19 protein-coding genes and 1 tRNA gene are annotated in these 15872 nt (G+C 64.5%); 7 read left to right on the plus strand and 13 right to left on the minus strand.

All coding sequences use genetic code 11. The annotated features are described in order from the left end of the window. Nucleotides 1-21 precede the first annotated feature (21 nt). Together A3A5_RS0102900 and A3A5_RS0102905 are read right to left on the minus strand one after the other, a co-directional pair. Nucleotides 22-1332, minus strand: a complete 1311-nt coding sequence (locus A3A5_RS0102900; RefSeq protein ID WP_018309166.1) for a homoserine dehydrogenase — start codon at nucleotides 1330-1332, stop codon at nucleotides 22-24. A 49-nt stretch (nucleotides 1333-1381) separates the two neighbouring features. After that, nucleotides 1382-2617 carry a pyridoxal phosphate-dependent aminotransferase gene (locus A3A5_RS0102905; RefSeq protein WP_026200387.1) on the minus strand — a complete coding sequence of 412 codons (1236 nt, stop codon included), beginning with the start codon at nucleotides 2615-2617 and terminating at the stop codon, nucleotides 1382-1384. Nucleotides 2618-2961: 344 nt separating this feature from the next. Between A3A5_RS0102905 and A3A5_RS0102910 the strand changes: the two genes are divergently transcribed. From A3A5_RS0102910 to A3A5_RS0102930, 5 genes are all read left to right on the plus strand, one after another. Further along, nucleotides 2962-3345 (plus strand): Mth938-like domain-containing protein, encoded by a 384-nt coding sequence (locus tag A3A5_RS0102910; RefSeq protein WP_018309168.1) that lies wholly within the window; start codon nucleotides 2962-2964, stop codon nucleotides 3343-3345. 126 nt (nucleotides 3346-3471) lie between these two features. After that, on the plus strand, nucleotides 3472-3936 hold the full coding sequence (locus tag A3A5_RS0102915; RefSeq protein WP_018309169.1) for a peroxiredoxin: 465 nt from the start codon (nucleotides 3472-3474) through the stop codon (nucleotides 3934-3936). Nucleotides 3937-4364: 428 nt separating this feature from the next. Further along, nucleotides 4365-6071 (plus strand): PhoH family protein, encoded by a 1707-nt coding sequence (locus A3A5_RS0102920; RefSeq protein ID WP_018309170.1) that lies wholly within the window; start codon nucleotides 4365-4367, stop codon nucleotides 6069-6071. Nucleotides 6072-6207: 136 nt separating this feature from the next. Then, nucleotides 6208-6669 (plus strand): hypothetical protein, encoded by a 462-nt coding sequence (locus A3A5_RS0102925; protein WP_018309171.1) that lies wholly within the window; start codon nucleotides 6208-6210, stop codon nucleotides 6667-6669. Between the two features lie 47 nt (nucleotides 6670-6716). Beyond that, nucleotides 6717-7403: a C40 family peptidase gene (locus tag A3A5_RS0102930; protein WP_018309172.1), complete on the plus strand. Its 687-nt coding sequence runs from the start codon at nucleotides 6717-6719 to the stop codon at nucleotides 7401-7403. A gap of 60 nt (nucleotides 7404-7463) precedes the next feature. Here the strand turns inward: A3A5_RS0102930 and A3A5_RS0102935 are convergent, their stop codons facing one another. From A3A5_RS0102935 to A3A5_RS0102970, 8 genes are all read right to left on the minus strand, one after another. Continuing rightward, nucleotides 7464-8471: an inorganic phosphate transporter gene (locus A3A5_RS0102935; RefSeq protein WP_026200388.1), complete on the minus strand. Its 1008-nt coding sequence runs from the start codon at nucleotides 8469-8471 to the stop codon at nucleotides 7464-7466. A 13-nt stretch (nucleotides 8472-8484) separates the two neighbouring features. Continuing rightward, the gene (locus tag A3A5_RS0102940) at nucleotides 8485-9111 is read right to left on the minus strand and encodes a DUF47 domain-containing protein (RefSeq protein WP_018309174.1); all 627 of its coding nucleotides are present in this window, start codon (nucleotides 9109-9111) and stop codon (nucleotides 8485-8487) included. A gap of 189 nt (nucleotides 9112-9300) precedes the next feature. Then, on the minus strand, nucleotides 9301-10692 hold the full coding sequence (locus A3A5_RS0102945; protein ID WP_013957138.1) for a replicative DNA helicase: 1392 nt from the start codon (nucleotides 10690-10692) through the stop codon (nucleotides 9301-9303). Between the two features lie 168 nt (nucleotides 10693-10860). Next, nucleotides 10861-11313 (minus strand): 50S ribosomal protein L9, encoded by a 453-nt coding sequence (rplI, locus tag A3A5_RS0102950; RefSeq protein WP_013957139.1) that lies wholly within the window; start codon nucleotides 11311-11313, stop codon nucleotides 10861-10863. Between the two features lie 32 nt (nucleotides 11314-11345). Next, the gene (rpsR, locus tag A3A5_RS0102955; RefSeq protein ID WP_006163606.1) at nucleotides 11346-11624 is read right to left on the minus strand and encodes a 30S ribosomal protein S18; all 279 of its coding nucleotides are present in this window, start codon (nucleotides 11622-11624) and stop codon (nucleotides 11346-11348) included. Between the two features lie 3 nt (nucleotides 11625-11627). Then, the gene (priB, locus tag A3A5_RS0102960; protein WP_013957140.1) at nucleotides 11628-11927 is read right to left on the minus strand and encodes a primosomal replication protein N; all 300 of its coding nucleotides are present in this window, start codon (nucleotides 11925-11927) and stop codon (nucleotides 11628-11630) included. 77 nt (nucleotides 11928-12004) lie between these two features. Next, entirely contained in the window at nucleotides 12005-12379 is a 375-nt protein-coding gene (rpsF, locus tag A3A5_RS0102965; RefSeq protein ID WP_010809513.1) for a 30S ribosomal protein S6, read from the minus strand. Nucleotides 12380-12497: 118 nt separating this feature from the next. Beyond that, entirely contained in the window at nucleotides 12498-13490 is a 993-nt protein-coding gene (locus tag A3A5_RS0102970) for an asparaginase (protein ID WP_018309175.1), read from the minus strand. A 255-nt stretch (nucleotides 13491-13745) separates the two neighbouring features. On the opposite strand from A3A5_RS0102970, the gene lexA reads away from it, so the two are divergent. Together lexA and A3A5_RS43950 are read left to right on the plus strand one after the other, a co-directional pair. Continuing rightward, nucleotides 13746-14399, plus strand: a complete 654-nt coding sequence (gene lexA, locus A3A5_RS0102975; protein WP_013957143.1) for a transcriptional repressor LexA — start codon at nucleotides 13746-13748, stop codon at nucleotides 14397-14399. A 110-nt stretch (nucleotides 14400-14509) separates the two neighbouring features. Next, entirely contained in the window at nucleotides 14510-14680 is a 171-nt protein-coding gene (locus A3A5_RS43950) for a hypothetical protein (RefSeq protein ID WP_010809510.1), read from the plus strand. Nucleotides 14681-14722: 42 nt separating this feature from the next. On the opposite strand, the gene A3A5_RS0102985 is transcribed toward A3A5_RS43950, so the two are convergent. The 3 genes from A3A5_RS0102985 to A3A5_RS0102995 form a co-directional block, all read right to left on the minus strand. After that, complete coding sequence (locus tag A3A5_RS0102985) at nucleotides 14723-15067, minus strand: hypothetical protein (protein WP_232431254.1); 345 nt, start codon at nucleotides 15065-15067, stop codon at nucleotides 14723-14725. Between the two features lie 90 nt (nucleotides 15068-15157). After that, nucleotides 15158-15233, minus strand: a tRNA-His gene (locus A3A5_RS0102990). A gap of 107 nt (nucleotides 15234-15340) precedes the next feature. Next, nucleotides 15341-15619 carry a hypothetical protein gene (locus A3A5_RS0102995; protein WP_232431255.1) on the minus strand — a complete coding sequence of 93 codons (279 nt, stop codon included), beginning with the start codon at nucleotides 15617-15619 and terminating at the stop codon, nucleotides 15341-15343. Nucleotides 15620-15872: the final 253 nt, after the last annotated feature.

Consider the following 15872-nt stretch of genomic DNA (forward strand, 5'->3'; position numbering starts at 1 on the left):
GAATCGGCAGGTATCCGGCCCTTAGTTCAGTTCTTCCATGCGCAGGCGCGTCACGGCGGACAGCACGGTCGGCAGCGCCTCGATCCTGGCTATCGCCGCGTTGACGTGCTTCTCGCGCGTGATGTGGGTCAGGATGATGATGTCGGTCTGCGGCTCGCCTTCGCGCGATTCCTTCTGCAGCATGGCATCGATCGAGATGCTGCCTTCGGCCAGAATGCGGGTGATCTCGGCCAGCACGCCGGTCTCGTCCGACACGCGCATGCGCAGGTAGTACGAGCTGTTGATCTCTTCGATCGGCAGCACCGGCACGCTCGACAGCTCATCCGGCTGGAACGCCAGGTGCGGCACGCGGTGGTTCGGGTCGGCGGTGTGCAGGCGGGTCACGTCAACCAGGTCGGCGATCACGGCCGAGGCGGTCGGCTCGGCGCCGGCGCCCTTGCCGTAGTAGAGCGTCGCGCCCACGGCGTCGCCCTGCACCAGCACGGCGTTCATTGCGCCTTCGACGTTCGCGATCAGGCGCGAGGCCGGCACCAGCGTCGGATGCACGCGCAGCTCGACGCCGTCGTCACGGCGGCGGGTGATGCCCAGCAGCTTGATGCGGTAGCCCAGTTCCTCGGCGTATTTGATGTCGATGGCCGACAGCCTGGTGATGCCTTCCACGTGCGCCTTTTCGAACTGCACCGGCATGCCGAAGGCGATCGCGCTCATCAGCGTGACCTTGTGCGCGGCATCGACGCCTTCGATGTCGAAGGTCGGGTCGGCCTCGGCGTAGCCCAGCTGCTGCGCTTCCTTCAGGACCACGTCGAAATCGAGGCCCTTGTCGCGCATCTCGGACAGGATGAAGTTGGTGGTGCCGTTGATGATGCCGGCGATCCACTGGATGCGGTTGGCGGTCAGGCCTTCGCGCAGCGCCTTGATGATGGGGATGCCGCCAGCCACCGCGGCCTCGAAGGCGACGATCACGCCCTTGCGGCGCGCGGCTTCGAAGATCTCGTTGCCGTGCACGGCCAGCAGCGCCTTGTTGGCGGTGACCACGTGCTTGCCGTTCTCGATCGCCTTGAGCACCAGTTCGCGCGCGATGCCGTAGCCGCCGATCAGCTCGATGACGATATCGATGTCGGGGCGGTTGACCACCTCGTTGGCGTCGCTGACGATCTCCACTTCCCCATTGGTCAGTTCGCGCGCGCGTTCGGTGTTGAGATCGGCCACCACGGCAATCTCGATGCCGCGGCCGGCGCGGCGACGAATTTCTTCCTGGTTGCGCTTGAGCACGTTGAACGTGCCGCTACCGACGGTACCGATGCCGAGCAGGCCAACTTTGATGGGGTTCATGGACAATCTTCTGAGTTGCTAAGGATGAATTGCGGCGCGGCCCGCGGAATCAGGCCGCCGCCTTGCCGTGGCGTTTTCGGTACGCATCGAGGAAGCGCGCGATGCGGCTGATGGCCTCGCGCAGGTCTTCCTCGTGCGGCAGGAACACGATGCGGAAATGGTCGGGACTGGCCCAGTTGAAGCCCGAGCCCTGCACCAGCAGCACCTTGGACTCCTGCAGCAGTTCATAGATGAACTCCTGGTCGTCCTGCACCGGGTACATCGACAGGTCGAGCTTGGGAAACAGGTACAGCGCCGCCTTGGGCTTGACGCAGGTCACGCCCGGGATCGCGGTGATCAGCTCGTAGGCCAGGTCGCGCTGGCGGCGCAGGCGCCCGCCTTCGGCGACCAGGTCGTTGATGCTCTGGTAGCCGCCCAGCGCGGTCTGGATCGCCCACTGGCCCGGCACGTTGGCGCACAGGCGCATCGACGACAGCATGTTCAGGCCTTCGATGTAGTCAATGGCCGGGCGCTTGTCGCCCGACACTACCATCCAGCCGGCGCGGTAGCCGCACGAGCGGTAGTTCTTCGACAGGCCGTTGAAGGTCACCGTGAAGACATCGGTCGACAGCGAGGCGATCGAGGTGTGGGTGTGGCCGTCGTACAGGACCTTGTCGTAGATCTCGTCGGCAAAGACGATCAGGCCGTGCTCGCGTGCGATGGCGACGATCTCGAGCAGCAGTTCGTCCGAATACAGCGCCCCGGTGGGGTTGTTCGGGTTGATGATGACGATGGCCTTGGTATGCGGCGTGATGCGGGCGCGGATATCGGCCGGATCGGGCATCCAGTCATTGGACTCGTCGCAGATATAGTGCACCGGCGTGCCGCCCGAGAGGCTCACCGCGGCGGTCCACAGCGGGTAGTCCGGCGCCGGCACCAGCACTTCGTCGCCGGCATTGAGCAGCGCGTTGACGGCCATCACGATCAGTTCGGAGGCACCGTTGCCCACATAAATATCGTCCAGGCCAACGCCTTCGATATTTTTTTGCTGGGTATAGTGCATGATCGCCTTGCGTGCGGCGAAAATACCCTTGGAATCAGAATAACCTGCCGAATTCGGCAGGTTTCGCATCATGTCCTGCTGAATCTCTTCCGGCGCGTCGAACCCGAACACCGCCAGGTTGCCGATATTCAGCTTGATGATCTTGTGCCCTTCTTCCTCCATCTGCTTGGCCTTTTCCAGCACCGGTCCGCGGATGTCGTAGCAAACGTTATTGAGTTTGTTGGATTTCTGGATGGGTTTCACGGCGATGTCGGGCAAGCGTAGCGTGCCGCGTCGGCGGCACCGGACAGGGAATCTGGGCGAATCTGAATTAATGCCGAAGCCCCGTGCGGAAGCCCGGCGCCGAGGCGCCGTCCGCTGCAATGCAACGCGAACGTGGCAGACAGGGAGGCAAAAGCTATAATTTATCGGATTATGACAGACTTCGGCAGGGATTCTTGCATTGCAGCGTGCGCTTGCCGCGCGCACGCCAGGCGCCTGCGCACTGTCGTCGATCCTGTCGTCCACACCGTACCCGCCCGGGGTGCCGGCCATCCGCCCCACGGGCCGGCCCGCCAGCCCGCGGCGGCCGCCGCAGAGGCCTCCAAGTGAAACTCCACGCCGACCAGCCCCAGTCGCTAAATACCGTCACGGCCTACGGGCCGGGCTACATCGAGATCAACCTCGTCCGTCACACCAACTCGGTCCTGGTCATGCCCGAGGGCGAAGTCCGGCCCTGGCCGGTCAGCCGCTTCGAAGACCTCGAGCCCGCGCATTTCGAGCAACTGGTGGAACTCGGCCCCGAAGTGGTGCTGCTCGGCACCGGCTCGCGGTTGCGCTTCCCGCACCCGCGCCTGACCGCGTCGCTGTCGCGCCGCCATGTCGGGGTGGACGCCATGGACCTGCAGGCCGCCTGCCGCACCTACAACATCCTGATGGCAGAAGGCCGCAAGGTGGCGGCGGTGCTGCTGCTCGAACCCGAAGCCGCCTGACCTCTGCAAAAGTTGAGCCGGCGCCACGCTTGAAGTCCGGCGGGCCGCCCCAATCTGCCCCGCCAAGGTGGCAGCCCCCTCACCAGATTCTCCCGATCCCCTGCCCCTCCCCCAGGAGCCACAAGCATGACCGTCAGTCTGAACAAGGCCGTACCCGACTTCAGCGCGCCGATGACCGGCGACGCCACCTTCCGCCTTGCCGATTATCGCGGCAAGACAGTGGTGCTGTACTTCTACCCGAAGGACAACACGCCGGGTTGCACCACGGAGGCCATGAACTTCCGCGACCAGTACGAGGATTTCCAGAAGGCCGGCGTGCAGGTGTTCGGCATCTCGCGCGACAGCATCCGCTCGCACGAGAACTTCAAGGCCAAGCTTGAACTGCCCTTTGAGCTGATCTCCGACGCCGACGAAGCCGTGTGCACGTTGTTCGATGTCATCAAGATGAAAAAGCTCTATGGCAAGGAGCACCGGGGCATCGAGCGCAGCACCTTCATCATCGACGGCAAGGGCATCCTGCGCCACGAGCTGCGCGGCATCAAGGTGCCGAACCATGTTGACGAAGTCCTGGAAATCGTGCGCGGGCTCTGAGGTATCGCGTCGGTATTGGCCTTGCCCCGACACGGACGCCAACCCGGACGTGCTGTGTCGCAACAAGCCGTTGGCAAACCCAATTGCCAAACCCAAAACCTTCGGATACATTGGCCCGTAATGAGTTCAGATTCCGGATGCCACGCTGTTTCGACTCCCCGGCCCAGGCGGTTCGCGCCACAGGCCGGTAGCGGACCTGCCGTGTCGGCAGTCCGCCAAAGAAGCCGCCGGATCCTAGCCGCCAACCCTGTTCAGCAGGCATGGCGGCTTTTTTGTTTGCAGCCGCGTCTGTCCTCATGCCTGTCCGCGCCGGGAGCCTCGCACAGGCATGCCCCGGCCATTGGCCGCCACGCCGTATCCGACGTATCGCGGCGTCGCGGCACGGACACCCTCGCCCCCTTCTTGTCCCCCTGAAAGGAAAGCCAAGCATGCCGCTGCCTACCATGCCCGCCAAGCCTGCCCAATTGCTGGATCCGAGCGAGTTTGCTCCGGTCTCCGCGGTGCCCAAGGCCAAAGCCGCCACACAGGGCAAGAAACCTGTGCCGGCGCTCGAGCGCGTGGCATTGCTGGAAACCGGCGACACCGAGATGCCTGAGGTCCAGGCCCGCGCCGCCGCCGGTGGCACCCGCGCCCGCAGCACCGAGACCCCGGCCGTATCGACGCCTGCCGTATCTGCCGCACCGGTCAGCCTGGTCAAGCCGTCCACCGGCCCCACGCGCCGCGCCCGCAAGTCCGAGGGCCCGAGCAAGCTGTTCGTGCTCGACACCAACGTGCTGATGCACGACCCGGCCTCGCTCTTCCGCTTCGAGGAACACGACATCTATCTGCCGATGATGACGCTCGAAGAACTGGACAACCACAAGAAGGGCATGAGCGAAGTCGCGCGCAACGCGCGCATGGTCAGCCGCACGCTCGATTCGCTGGTGGGCGGCACCGACGGCGTACTCGATGAGGGCCTGCCGCTGGCCAAGCTGGGCAACCGCGACGCGCAGGGCAAGCTGTTCTTCCAGACGCGCCTGAACGACATCAAGCTGCCTGAAGGCCTGCCGCAGGGCAAGGCCGACAACCAGATCCTGGGCGTGGTCAGCGCGCTGCAGCAGCAGTACCCCGAGCGCCAGGTCGTGCTGGTGTCGAAAGACATCAACATGCGCATCAAGGCGCGCGCACTGGGCCTGCCGGCCGAAGACTACTTCAACGACCAGGTCCTGGAAGACAAGGACCTGCTCTACGCCGGCGTGTTGCAGCTGCCCGGCGACTTCTGGACCAGGCACGGCAAGGGCGTGGAAAGCTGGCAGGACCCGAAGTCCGGCGCCATGTTCTACCGGCTCACCGGCCCGCTGGTGCCGTCGTTCCTGGTCAACCAGTTCGTCTACCTGGAACCGGTCGACGGCAGCCTGCCGCTGTACGCGCAGGTCAAGGAGATCAACGGCAAGACCGCGCTGCTGCAGACGCTCAAGGACTACACGCACCACAAGAACAATGTGTGGAGCGTGACCGCCCGCAACCGCGAGCAGAACTTCGCGCTCAACCTGCTGATGAACCCGGACATCGACTTCGTCACGCTGCTTGGGCAGGCCGGCACCGGCAAGACCCTGCTGGCGCTGGCGGCCGGCCTGGAACAGGTGCTGGACCAGAAGCAGTACAACGAGATCATCGTCACGCGCGCCACGGTGCCGGTGGGCGAAGACATCGGCTTCCTGCCCGGCACCGAGGAAGAGAAGATGCAGCCCTGGATGGGCGCGTTCGACGACAACCTCGAGGTGCTGCAGAAGAGCGACGACAGCGCCGGCGACTGGGGCCGTGCCGCCACGCAGGAGCTGATCCGGTCGCGCATCAAGGTCAAGAGCATGAACTTCATGCGCGGGCGCACCTTCGTCAACAAGTTCGTCATCATCGACGAGGCGCAGAACCTGACGCCCAAGCAGATGAAGACGCTCGTGACCCGCGCCGGCCCCGGCACCAAGATCATCTGCCTGGGCAATATCGCGCAGATCGACACGCCGTACCTGACCGAAGGTTCGTCGGGCCTGACCTACGTGGTCGACCGCTTCAAGGGCTGGAGCCACAGCGGCCATATCACGCTGGCGCGCGGCGAACGCTCGCGCCTGGCCGATCACGCCGGCGACGTGCTCTGACACTGGCAGCCTGCGGCGCGCCCTGCCGGTGGCGGGGCGCGCCCGCAGTGCCTGAGCGCCGTCGTCAACGGCAAGCACTTTGGGGCTATGATGGCCCCATGTTTGCCGTTGCCCCGCATCCCCACTGGAGGCGTCGATGAATACCCAGCATCTGCCCGGCAGGCAGTCGCCTGCCGCCGCCCGCAGCCGGCACAGGCAGCGCCTTGCGCTGGCCATGCTGGCCGCCGCCGGCATCGCGCTGGCCGCCAGCTGGCGCCCGGCCCATGCCGCCGCCGAAGAAATGGTGATTCGCACCATGGGCCCGGTCAGCTACGTCTGCGGCGGCGTCGCCGAGGACGAACGCCAGGCGCTGGCGGCCAAGGAGAAAGACTTCAATATCGGCATCCTGTTCACGCAGGGCGCCAACGGTGAATTCCTGTCCGACGTGGACGTCAAGCTGGTGCGGGACGAACAGGAAGTCGCCACCTTCCGCGCCGCCGGCCCGCGCTGCCTGATACGTGCGCCCGAAGGCAGCTACAATATCGAGGCCAGTTACAAGGGCCAGGCCAAGTCCGTCAAGGTCAGCACCGGTACCCGCAACGCCCAGCTACGCTGGTAGCGGCAAGGCTTCCGGTGCGCCGGCAGGCCGGCGACCGGAAACCCAGGATGCCATTGCGCCGTACCCGTCTTTCTTCCCATCCGCTGCGCCTGCAGCGCCTGCTTGCCCAGGCGCGGCTGCCGCTGCTCTGCGCCACCGCCGCGCTGCTGGCGGCCTGCGCCAGCTCCCCGCCTTCCCGCCACGCCGGCCTGCCGCGCACGCCGGGCAAGCCCATGATCGATCCCAGCGCCGGACTGGAAGAGATTTCCATCCAGGCGATGTCGCTGGTGGGCACACCCTATCGCTACGGCGGCAATACGCCGGACTCCGGCTTCGACTGCAGCGGGCTGGTGCGCTACGTGGTGTCGCGCGCGGCCAATGTAAGCCTGCCGCGCACGACCGAGGCAATGGGCGCCCGCGGCAGCTCGCTGGACCGCAGCGAGGTGGCGTCCGGCGACCTGGTGTTCTTCAACACCACCGGCCGCGCCAATTCGCACGTGGGCATCTACGTCGGCCAGAACCGCTTTGTCCATGCACCGTCGTCCGGCGGCACGGTCCGGCTCGAAGACATGGGCAAGCCTTACTGGGCCTCGCGCTACGACGGCGCGCGCCGCGTGGTCGCGGCGGTCAACCAGCCGACTGCGCCGCCAGCATCGGTGGCACCCCCGGCCGCGCCACCGCTGCCTGAGCCCACGCCGGCCCCGGCACCGCTTCCGGTCGACGACGATCCCATCGCGGCCTTCGCCAACCAGTGAAGCACCCCAACAAAAAGCCAGGCATCAGCCTGGCTTTTTGTTGGTACGGCGGCCCCTGCCTTACAGGATATGCCGCCCGATCCACCACGCGATCGCCGCCATGAAGGCCGACGCCGGGATCGTCAGCACCCAGGCCCAGACGATATTGCCGGCCACGCCCCAACGCACTGCCGACATCTTCTGCGCCGAGCCGACGCCGACGATGGCCCCCGTGATCGTATGCGTGGTCGATACCGGCACGCCCAGCGCCGAAGCGAAGAACAGCGTCATGGCCCCGCCCGTCTCGGCGCAGAAACCGCCGACCGGCTTGAGCTTGGTGATCTTCTGGCCCATGGTGCGCACGATGCGCCAGCCGCCAAACATTGTACCCATGCCGATCGCCACGTAGCAGCTGACGATGACCCAGGCCGGCGGCTCGCCGCCGGCCGCCACATGGCCGCTGGCAATCAGTAGCATCCAGATGATGCCGATGGTCTTCTGCGCGTCATTGCCGCCATGGCCCAGGCTGTACATCGAGGCCGAGACCAGTTGCAGCCGGCGGAACCAGCGGTCCACGCGCGACGGCGGCGTACGGAAGAAGGTCCAGCCCACGATCACCATCATCATCGAGCCGAGGATGAACCCCAGCAGCGGCGAAATCAGGATGAAGGCCACGGTCTTCAGCAGGCCGCTGCCCACCAGCGCGCCGGTGCCGGCCTTGGCCACCGCGGCACCCACCAGCCCGCCGATCAGCGCGTGCGAGGACGACGACGGGATGCCGTAGTACCAGGTGATGATGTTCCAGGCAATCGCCCCGACCAGGGCGCCGAATATCACGTAGTGATCGACGATCGCGACATCGATGGTGCCGGTCCCGACCGTGGCAGCCACCTTCAGGTGGAAGATAAAGATGGCAACGACGTTGCACATGGCGGCCATGGCCACCGCGTGGTGCGGCTTGAGCACGCCGGTGGACACCACCGTGGCGATCGAGTTGGCCGCGTCGTGGAAGCCGTTCATGAAGTCGAACAGCAGCGCGAGCGCCACCAGCAAGGCGATCACCCACAGGCTCATTTGTATGGTCTGCATGCCGATTGCCGCCTCAGGCGTTTTCCAGGACGATGCCTTCGATGATGTTGGCGACGTCCTCGCACTTGTCGGTGATCGTCTCGAGCTGTTCGTAGATGGCCTTCAGCTTGATCAGGCGCTTGACGTCGGTCTCGTCGCGGAACAGCTTGGACATCGCCGAGCGCATCACGCGGTCGGCTTCAGACTCAAGCTGGTCGATCTGCTGCGCGGTCTTCAGGATGGCGCTGGCGTTGCCCATGTCCTCGAGCAGGCCCACCGCGATCTTGACCTGGTCGCAGCACTGCACGCAGATGGCCGCCAGGCGCAGCGCCTCGTCGGTGAGGTTGGTGACGTCGTACAGCGAGATGGTCTCGGCCACGTCTTCCATCAGGTCCAGGATGTCGTCCATGGTCGTGATGAGCTTGTGGATCTCGTCGCGGTCCAGCGGCGTGATGAAGGTCTTGTGCAGCAGGTCGATGGTGTCGTGCGTGATCCGGTCGGCCTTCTTTTCGGTGGCCTGGACGCGGCGGGCATGTGCCTCGGCGTTGGGCAAATCGTTGACCAGTGCCTGGAGCTCATGGGCGGCGGTCACCGCGCAGTCGGCGTGCTGGTTGAAATATTCGAAGAACTTGCCCTCCGTGGGCATGAATCGGCCGAACATGGAATGTTCCTTGTGGCAGCGTGGTGACGCTGCTGATTGTGTTGCAGGATTGAGCGGGCGCGTTGCATGACAGTCGCGGGCAGCGGCTGTCATCAAAGCGCAATATTTTACAGGGTTACAGGGACATTGCCCGCGAATTTGGCGCAAAAGACGGCGCCGCACAGCCTATTGCAGGCTGGCTTGACTTCGTCAGGTGTCGTTGTCGAAGAAAGCCGGGCCGCCGCTGAAGTTGTCGAACTTCGTGAACTGCCCCAGGAAGGTCAGGCGCACCGTGCCGATCGGGCCGTTACGCTGCTTGCCGATAATGATTTCGGCCGTGCCCTTGTCCTGGGAGTCCGCGTTATAGACTTCATCGCGGTAGATGAACAGGATCACGTCGGCATCCTGTTCAATAGCGCCGGATTCGCGCAGGTCGGACATGACCGGGCGCTTGTTGGGGCGCTGTTCCAGGCTTCGGTTCAGCTGCGACAGCGCGATCACCGGGCAGTTGAGTTCCTTGGCCAGGCCCTTGAGCGAACGGGAAATTTCGGAAATTTCCGTGGCGCGGTTCTCGCCGCCGCCGGAACCCGACATCAGCTGCAGGTAATCGATGATGATCAGGCCAAGTTGCCCGCACTGGCGCGCCAGGCGCCGCGAACGGGCACGCAGCTCCATCGGGTTCAGCGCCGGCGTTTCATCGATGAACAACTGCGTGTCGTTCATGCGCTGGATCGCATGCGTCAGCCGCGGCCAGTCCTCATCCAGCAGGCGGCCAGTGCGCAGCCGGTGCTGGTCGAGGCGGCCTACCGAGCCGAGCATACGCATGGCCAGCTGGGTGCCCGCCATTTCCATCGAGAACACTGCCACCGGCAAGCCCTGCTCCACCGCCACGTGCTCGCCGATGTTCAGCGAGAACGCTGTCTTACCCATCGACGGGCGGCCGGCCACGATGACCAGGTCGCCCGGCTGCATGCCGCTGGTCATCTTGTCCAGGTCGATGAAGCCGGTCGGAACGCCGGTGACGTCGGTGGTGGAATCGCGGTGATACAGCTCGTCGATGCGCTCGACCACCTGGGTCAGCAGCGGCTGGATTTCCTGGAAACCCTTCTGGCCGCGCGAGCCTTCTTCGGCAATCGCAAAGACCTTGGACTCGGCCTCATCCAGCAGCTCGCGCACCTCTCGGCCCTTGGGCGCGAATGCGGCCGAGGCGATATCGTCGGCCGCCGTCACCAGCTTGCGCAGCACCGAGCGCTCGCGCACGATCTCCGCGTAGCGGCGGATGTTGGCCGCGCTGGGCGTGTTCTGCGCCAGCGAATTCAGGTAGGCCAGCCCGCCCACCTCCTCGGCCTTGCCGGCCACCTGCAGCATCTCATAGACCGTGATCACGTCGGCCGGCTTGGTCGCCGAGATCAGCCGGGCGATGCTCTGGAAGATCATCCGGTGGTCAAAACGGTAGAAATCCGCCTCGGAAATGAAGTCCGCAATGCGGTCCCAGGCGGCGTTGTCCAGCAGCAGGCCACCCAGCACCGATTGCTCGGCTTCGATGGAATGCGGCGGGACCTTGAGGTTCTCGAGTTGGGGGTCGGCGACGGGCGCGTTCATGGGGAGGGATTATAACGGCGGGCGGACGCACTTCGCCGGACATTTAGCGACGGCGCCTGCAAAGACAAGCAGGCAACAAAAAAGGCAGGAGCCAGGGCTCCTGCCTTTCTTGCTTGCGGTGCTTGCGGTGCTTCAGCCGGCGCAGCGCGCCGGCGAGGCGGCACGTCCTTAGACGCTTTCGCCCACGACCGACACGGTCACGTCGACCACGACGTCCGTGTGCAGCGCAACGCTGACCGGGTGGTCGCCCACCATCTTCAGCGGGCCGTTCGGCATGCGAACCTGGGCCTTTTCCAGCTTGAAGCCTTGGCCAGCCAGGGCTTCAGCGATGTCGGCGTTGGTCACGGAACCGAACAGGCGGCCGTCCACACCCGACTTCTGGCTGATCTGGACGGTCAGGCCGTTCAGCTTCTCGCCTTCGGCTTGCGCGGCAGCCAGCTTCTCGGCAGCGGCCTTTTCCAGCTCGGCGCGCTTGACTTCGAATTCGGCGATCGCGGTTTGCGTAGCGCGGCGGGCCTTCTTGCCCGGGATCAGGAAGTTACGGGCGTAACCGTCCTTCACCTTGACGATGTCACCCAGGTTGCCCAGGTTGACGACTTTTTCCAGCAGAATAATTTGCATCGTATTCTCTCCTTAACGGACCTAGGGCCTGATCAGTTCTTGTGCAGGTCGGTGTACGGCATCAGCGCGAGGAAACGCGCACGCTTGATGGCCGTATCCAGCTGACGCTGATAGTGAGCCTTGGTACCGGTCAGGCGGGCCGGCGTGATCTTGCCGTTGTCGCCGATGAAGTCCTTCAGGGTGTCCAGATCCTTGTAGTCGATCTGTTCCACGCCAGCCACGGTGAAGCGGCAGAAGCGCTTGCGCTTGAACAGCGGGTTCTGTTGCTGGAAGCGCTTCTTGTTCTTGTTGTCACGTTTGACGAATGCCATGATTCAATCCTTTTCGAATGCTTTACATCCAGTGATGTGAAAGACGAGAGCCTTGCTGTTGCGGTGCCTGCGGGCCAGGAATCCTTCGCAGTCGAGCAGCGTGCCGAGCGGTAACCGCTCCAGACGCTGGCCAACCTGTCCGATGCCCATCGCTGCGATTGCAAACTCGACCTGCCGCGGCGTTTGCGCCTCGACGGCCTCGCCGCTGTACTGCAGAATGCAGTTCACGACGGGGACCCCGGCCGGGGTATAGCGCAGGGCATCGCGTTCCGCCAGGGTGGCGGCAAGCCGAAGCTGGTTCAACGCGGGGCCTCTTGCTGGTTGCAATCCGTGCTGCCGTGGCCGACGCTGTCAGCCATGGCGCGCACCGCAGTCCGCACTCAGGCGGCCTGGCCTTCGGTGGTCGTTTGCGCGGCCTTGCGGGCTTCTTCGCGCTGCACTTCCTTCATCATCGGCGAAGGTGCGGTCTCGGCCTTCTTGGTCTGCACGATCAGGTGGCGCAGGACGGCATCGTTGAACTTGAACGCGTGTTCCAGTTCAGCCAGCGTTTCCTTGCCGCATTCGATGTTCAGACAAACGTAGTGAGCCTTGGCCAGCTTCTGGATCATGTAGGCCATCTGGCGACGGCCCCAGTCTTCCACGCGATGAACGTTGCCGTTCTGCGAGGTCACGAGCTGCTTGTAGCGCTCGATCATGGCCGGCACTTGTTCGCTCTGGTCCGGGTGGACGATGAAGACGATTTCGTAATGACGCATTGACGCTCCTTTTGGATTAGCCACCCGGGCGTCACGAGTCCGGTGTGGCAAGGTTGAATAGCCTTAAATTATAGCGCGCATGGCAGCAAGTGCGCAAGCCGCTGTTTACACAGGCAAATCAGGCGTTGGCAAACAAGGCCTGCAGCCTTGCCGGATCCTGCGCCAGCCCTGCATCGGCTGCCAGCGCCAGGACCAGCAGCACGCGCGCCTTATAGGGATTGAGGTCCGTTGCCGAGACAAAAGCCCCATCCGCCGGGCTTAGTTGGGGCGGAATCGCCACATGGCCGGCCCCGGTGCGGGAACTGCGCACCACGGCCACGCCCGCGGCAGCAGCATCGGCCAGCGCCTCGGCCAGCACCTCATGCACCGAGCCATTGCCGGCGGCAGCCACCACCAGTCCGGCAACGCCCGCACGGACCAGCGCATCCACAGCCACCCTGCCCGGCTGGGCGTAGCTCGGCACAATCTCCACCATCGGCCACGCCGCCGGCATCGGCCCGATCACCCACGCCGCGCGCGGCGCGCGGGCGAAGCGCACGTAGTCATCCTGCACGAAACCCAGCGGCCCGCAGGCCGAGACAAAGGCATCAACCGCCGATGTGTGGGCCTTGGCCACATCCCGCGCAGCGTGGATCTGCTGATTCAGCACCACCAGCACACCCTTGCCGCGCGCATCGGGGTGGGCGGCCACGCGCACCGCATCCAGCAGATTCAGCGGACCATCGGCCGACAGCGACGTCGACGGGCGCATTGCCGCCGTCATCACCACGGGCACCGGACACGATTGCGTCACGTGCAGCGCCATCGCGGTTTCCTCCAGCGTATCGGTGCCGTGCGTGATCACGATGCCGGCCACGTCGGGCTGCGCGGACCAGTGCTCAACCCGTGCCGCCAGCGTTTGCCAGAGCATGAAGGTCATGTCCTTGCTGTCGACCTGGGCCACCTGCTCGGCCTCGATGCGGGCCGCCGACTGCAGCGCGGGCACCGCTGCCAGCAACGACGACACCGGCACGGTCGCCGCCTGGTAGCGTGCGCTGCTGGCGGAGTTGCCGGCCGCGCCAGCGATGGTGCCGCCGGTGGCCAGTACGACGATGCGAGGCAATTGGGTCATGGGGCGTGCAAAGAATGTGGGAAGACGGGAATGCCGATTGTAACGGGCGCGCCCCGCCTCGCCGCCGGCCCGCGCTGGCGATCCATATTCCGTCGATGCGGCACGCCCCAAAAATTCTGCTTGCGCTCAGGCCGATACTGTATAAAATCACAGCATACTGTTTAAACATACAGTGCCTGGCCAGCCGGATACAGGATAAAGGATCGACCGATCCTTACCCGGAATCCCCGCGGCCCCGCACGGAACGGCGATCCCATGGCGACCCTGACACCCCGGCAGCAGCAGATTTTCGATCTGATCCGCAACACGATCCGCCGCACCGGCTTTCCGCCCACGCGCGCCGAAATCGCCGCTGAATTCGGCTTCTCCTCGCCCAATGCCGCAGAAGAACACCTGAGGGCGCTGGCACGCAAGGGCGTGATCGAACTGACCCCGGGCGCCTCACGTGGCATCCGCCTGAAAGTAGCACGCAGCGATTCGGAAATGCCCGACCAGTTTTCGTTGCCGATGGCCGGCGTGATGCAGCTGACGCTGCCGCTGGTGGGCCGCGTTGCTGCCGGCAGCCCGATACTCGCCGCCGAGCATATTGACCGCCAGTACCAGGTCGACGCCTCGGTCTTCGACGAACGCCCAGATTACCTGCTGCGCGTGCGCGGCCTGAGCATGCGCGATGCCGGCATCCTCGATGGCGACCTGCTGGCCGTGCGCCGCGCCAGCGAAGCCGCTAACGGCAAGATCGTGGTGGCGCGCCTGGGTGATGACGTGACCGTCAAGCGCCTGCAGCGGCGCGGTGGCCATATCGAACTGATCGCAGAAAACCCGGACTTCACCAACATCATCGTGGAGCCTGGCGAGGAGTTCTCGCTGGAAGGCATCGCCGTCGGGCTGATCCGATCTTCCGGCTTCTAGCCGGGCACCACAGGCCAACCGCCTGCGCGGGCCCACCCGCTTCCATTGCTTTGCAGACGCCGCCCGGCTTGCCGGGTGTTGACCCCGCTTTGCCTAAAAGAGGTGCCACCATGCCGCAAATCCACCAAGTCGCCGCCCGTCGCCCGGTCAAGCCCGTGCCGTTCCGCCAGAGCAAGGGCGTACGCGTCTACCAGGGTACGCAGCGCCGCACCATGGTCGGCAGCATGGCGGCGATCTGCCGCATGCTTGAACTCGAAACCGCCGAAAAACTGGCCGCCTGACCTGACCTCTCGGGCGCAGCCGGCGTAGCCCCGGGGCTGCCCTCAGCTACGCGCGCACGCCTTGGTTTCGGCTTCCAGCTCTTGCGGCGTCAGCTGCGGGAACCAGGTATCGCTCTTGCGCAGCTCCAGCGCCGTACCATCCGGCTTTGCCGTCAGCGAAATCAGATAGGCGTATTGGTATTCACCGCCAGACGTGGTCTGGCCGATGCGGATCTCAGTCTGGTTCCTCGCCGGATAGTTGACGACCGCGGCATCATCGCCCAGATTGTTGCGAAGGCATTTCGCAACATCACCCATCTTGGCGGGCGTGAACAAGCGCATAGGCGCACGCGCGCGAATGTCTTTTTCAGAAGTACCGGTGGCACACCCTGCCACCATGGCTGCCATCGCTACGCCAAGCACTGCTGCTCGAACAGACATACCACCCCCGGGAATGCAAAACGGCGCCCTCGCGAGGCGCCGTTCTGGAAAATGCTTTGGGGTGGCTGATGGGACTCGAACCCACGACGACAGGAATCACAATCCTGGACTCTACCAACTGAGCTACAGCCACCGTAGAGGTCATCAGCGCGTTTCATTGCTGATCGACGAAAACCAAGATTATACAAACAGTTTTCCGGGATGGCTAGTATCCCGCACAATTTTTTTTGAGAGGAAAGCTCAGGTCCGGGACGGGCTCCACTTTGCCTCAAGCAGCACTGCCTGCTTGATGGCTTCGACAGTCTCGGCTTCGGTATCGAACTGCCCCAACAGGCGGCGCGACTTGCCGTTCAGCACAGCTTCCTGCAAGGCCTTGCCAGCGGCTTCCGAAGTGCCGGGGTGCCAGCAGTAGCGTGCCGTCCATTTGCCGTCCTGCAGTTGCTCGGCAACCCAGACCACCCTGAAATCTTCATAGACAACGCCGAACGGCGGTTCGTTTTCCACGTTTGCTTTTTCCACGCTGCTCCCCTGCCGGCATCGGTCCGCACACCATGCCTTGTCTCGCCTGGGGCAATGCGAGGGATCGTATCACGGCCGCCGGCCAGGGCGCCCAGCCCGGCTGACACCTTAGCGCATGCCGTCGATCGCTCGCGGAAATATGCTGTGCACAGCCCCTACCTCTGCAGGGTTCATGCCGCAAATGCGCGAAGCGATACTTGTGCCTGAGGGACATTGACCCCCCTCGACCTTCCCGTCAGGCGGCCCGCCCCAT

It is taken from the genome of Cupriavidus sp. UYPR2.512 (genome assembly GCF_000379565.1).
In the GTDB taxonomy this organism is placed as follows: domain Bacteria; phylum Pseudomonadota; class Gammaproteobacteria; order Burkholderiales; family Burkholderiaceae; genus Cupriavidus.

Bases quoted from the DNA above. Each gene is read 5' to 3' on its own strand.
- A3A5_RS0102900 (WP_018309166.1), bottom strand. From the start codon at position 1,332: ATGAACCCCATCAAAGTTGGCCTGCTCGGCATCGGTACCGTCGGTAGC.
- A3A5_RS0102915 (WP_018309169.1), top strand. From the start codon at position 3,472: ATGACCGTCAGTCTGAACAAGGCCGTACCCGACTTCAGCGCGCCGATG.
- A3A5_RS0102920 (WP_018309170.1), top strand. From the start codon at position 4,365: ATGCCGCTGCCTACCATGCCCGCCAAGCCTGCCCAATTGCTGGATCCG.
- A3A5_RS0102925 (WP_018309171.1), top strand. From the start codon at position 6,208: ATGAATACCCAGCATCTGCCCGGCAGGCAGTCGCCTGCCGCCGCCCGC.
- A3A5_RS0102930 (WP_018309172.1), top strand. From the start codon at position 6,717: ATGCCATTGCGCCGTACCCGTCTTTCTTCCCATCCGCTGCGCCTGCAG.
- A3A5_RS0102935 (WP_026200388.1), bottom strand. From the start codon at position 8,471: ATGCAGACCATACAAATGAGCCTGTGGGTGATCGCCTTGCTGGTGGCG.
- A3A5_RS0102940 (WP_018309174.1), bottom strand. From the start codon at position 9,111: ATGTTCGGCCGATTCATGCCCACGGAGGGCAAGTTCTTCGAATATTTC.
- A3A5_RS0102945 (WP_013957138.1), bottom strand. From the start codon at position 10,692: ATGAACGCGCCCGTCGCCGACCCCCAACTCGAGAACCTCAAGGTCCCG.
- rplI (WP_013957139.1), bottom strand. From the start codon at position 11,313: ATGCAAATTATTCTGCTGGAAAAAGTCGTCAACCTGGGCAACCTGGGT.
- rpsR (WP_006163606.1), bottom strand. From the start codon at position 11,624: ATGGCATTCGTCAAACGTGACAACAAGAACAAGAAGCGCTTCCAGCAA.
- rpsF (WP_010809513.1), bottom strand. From the start codon at position 12,379: ATGCGTCATTACGAAATCGTCTTCATCGTCCACCCGGACCAGAGCGAA.
- A3A5_RS0102970 (WP_018309175.1), bottom strand. From the start codon at position 13,490: ATGACCCAATTGCCTCGCATCGTCGTACTGGCCACCGGCGGCACCATC.
- lexA (WP_013957143.1), top strand. From the start codon at position 13,746: ATGGCGACCCTGACACCCCGGCAGCAGCAGATTTTCGATCTGATCCGC.
- A3A5_RS43950 (WP_010809510.1), top strand. From the start codon at position 14,510: ATGCCGCAAATCCACCAAGTCGCCGCCCGTCGCCCGGTCAAGCCCGTG.
- A3A5_RS0102985 (WP_232431254.1), bottom strand. From the start codon at position 15,067: ATGGCAGCCATGGTGGCAGGGTGTGCCACCGGTACTTCTGAAAAAGAC.